This window comes from Pricia antarctica, from assembly GCF_900101815.1.
Taxonomy (GTDB): domain Bacteria; phylum Bacteroidota; class Bacteroidia; order Flavobacteriales; family Flavobacteriaceae; genus Pricia; species Pricia antarctica.
On record NZ_FNAO01000031.1, the window covers coordinates 1 to 2225 of the forward strand.

Sequence of the window (2225 nt, forward strand, 5' to 3'; positions counted from 1 at the left end):
TTTCTCGAATTCCGTTTGTTCTTCTTTTCTCATGGTTCTGTCTGAATAAAATTAATGATTAAATTTATTTCAGACAGAGTTCAGTTTACACTCTCGGGCTATGCTCAGTGCGGGGCTGCACGAAACTACTTTTCCGCCACGCAATAGCAAAAATCTTTTTGTTTTGGTTTTAATTTGTCCCGCGTAAAAGCAAAATCCAAAAGATTTTGCGGTGCTCGTCGACACGCCCAGACCTTTGATCTAGGCACTTACGCCCGCATTGAGTATAGGCTTTGTTACCAACTTTTTTTCCCGCTAAAATGCTCAAATTCAGCTACTACAAATTTTTTAATCCGCCCGAGTAAGAAGTCCATATTCTTTCTTTGGTTTATTTGGTTTTCGCTGACGATAGGTTTTTCGTTATTTAAAAATCTCTTTAGTCCTTTCCAGTCGACGCTTGCTAAGTTGTTTATTTATTAAAGAGCCGTTTTTTTCCTGATAAGTTTCGGAAATCATGCCGGAATTACCCTTGATACTGATAGTTATGCTATTTGTATCAGCAATCCAATCTCCAGATTTTCGGTCATCCGTAATTCCAGTTTTACTTTTACCATAGTTAATCCATAACCATTCAGCTTTACCATCTGTATTTAAAATATATACTTCGACTTGTTCTTTCGAGGAAGTTCCTGAAACCTCTATCTTATAAGTCCCAGCGTATTTTTTCCTCAATTTATTACTTTCTATTTTTGCTATAGAATCCTTCAGGATGCTTTTTTTTAAAATAACCTTCTCGATACTATCGATTTTCTTAATATATTCTTGTGCTTTGTCATAATCTAAATTATCTGATTTAATTGTTAAAAACTGGTTTCTTGCTAGGGAATAATTTTCTTTGTCAAGAGATTTTTTCCCTAAAATTAGATACTCGGGATTTTTCTCGGAACAGCTCGCATATATAACGAAGACTATTATTAAAAAAATAGAGTTTCTTCTTTTCATTTAATCGAATATTGGTTGGTTTTTAAAATAGTTGGTAACGCCATAGCTATGTGCAGTGCGGGGTCGAACGCACCTGCCTTTCCGCCATGCGATAGCGAAAATCTTTTTGTTTTGGTTTTATCTTGTCCCGCGTAAAAGCAAAATCCAAAAGATTTTGCGGTGCCCGAAAAAACGCCCAGGCCCTTCGGATAGGCACTTACGCCCGCATTGCCCATAGGTTTTGTTGTGCTTAGTATTATTCCGCACAGATTGTACCTTTCTGCGAAATCTTTTGTCCGTCATTTGTTGTCATTGTAGCATTGTAAAACATACATTTTCCTTCTATTTTTCGCTTTGAAACAACAATTCCATTATTCTCGTTGATCCACTTTTCAGTCTCGTCCAATTTCGTCATAGACGAATCATATGTTAGGCGATACGTACAATTATCTATCCACTCAATAATTTCATGTTTTGGAATTCCATTACCAATTCCGTTTGTCCACTCAGTCTGACTTTTTTCTTTTCGAATAATTACTGTTTTATTCACGGCCTTGACCTATATGAAATGGTAAGCGAGTACATCGAATTTTATAATACCAAAAGAAGACACACGGAAATAGGAAAAGTGCCACCAGATCAAGTTTATGCCGTTAAGAAGATAGCATCATAATAAACTAAGTAATACCTTTTAACTGTCCTACAGATTGGGAGTATTGTATAGAATCCAGTTCAATTTTAAAGTCCCTTATACTATCGTTTGTTACAACGGACATTTTTTTTAACTCTTCGGTTGTGGGAATATAAAATGTTCCAATTTGGAAATCAGAACAAATCAACTCTTGAGACTTACAACTTATGGCTAAAAATGAAGCGATAAGTAATGTTAAATATTGTTTTTTCATATTAAGCACAACGCCCAAGCTATGAGCAGTTCGGGAGCGGACAGGCACCGACCTTCCGGCCGCGCACCTAGCAAAAGCTTATTGTTTTGGTATACTTTTTTCTTCTCCAAAGCAAAATCCAAAAGATTTTGCGGAGCCGCTCGGCAGGCCCGGACCTTAGGTAAAGCACCTGTGCCCGCATTGCCCATAGGTTCTGTTGGCAAAAGTATTTTTTTAGGGAACTGCCTGCGAACTGATCAGGTGGTTATTTCGGAGTGATGGTGCCTAGTTTAGCCCCCTAATAGTTCGGAGTGATATTTCAGATTTCAAAATATACCTTTGAGATATGAAATACAAGAAATGGAGCTTAAAAGAAAAGCT

General features: G+C 37.0%; 4 protein-coding genes. All 4 read right to left on the minus strand.

The window, feature by feature from the left end; genetic code table 11:
* Nucleotides 1-399: 399 nt before the first annotated feature.
* The 4 genes from BLT07_RS20470 to BLT07_RS20490 all read right to left on the minus strand — a co-directional run bounded on the left by BLT07_RS20470 (nt 400) and on the right by BLT07_RS20490 (nt 2068).
* Nucleotides 400-981 carry a hypothetical protein gene (locus tag BLT07_RS20470; protein WP_091874462.1) on the minus strand — a complete coding sequence of 194 codons (582 nt, stop codon included), beginning with the start codon at nt 979-981 and terminating at the stop codon, nt 400-402.
* Nucleotides 978-1196: a hypothetical protein gene (locus tag BLT07_RS20475; RefSeq protein WP_091874465.1), complete on the minus strand. Its 219-nt coding sequence runs from the start codon at nt 1194-1196 to the stop codon at nt 978-980. The genes BLT07_RS20470 and BLT07_RS20475 overlap by 4 nt, the downstream gene beginning before the upstream one ends.
* A 20-nt stretch (nt 1197-1216) precedes the next feature.
* Complete coding sequence (locus tag BLT07_RS20480; RefSeq protein WP_091874467.1) at nt 1217-1510, minus strand: hypothetical protein; 294 nt, start codon at nt 1508-1510, stop codon at nt 1217-1219.
* 351 nt (nt 1511-1861) lie between these two features.
* Nucleotides 1862-2068 (minus strand): hypothetical protein, encoded by a 207-nt coding sequence (locus tag BLT07_RS20490; protein WP_139205190.1) that lies wholly within the window; start codon nt 2066-2068, stop codon nt 1862-1864.
* Nucleotides 2069-2225: the final 157 nt, after the last annotated feature.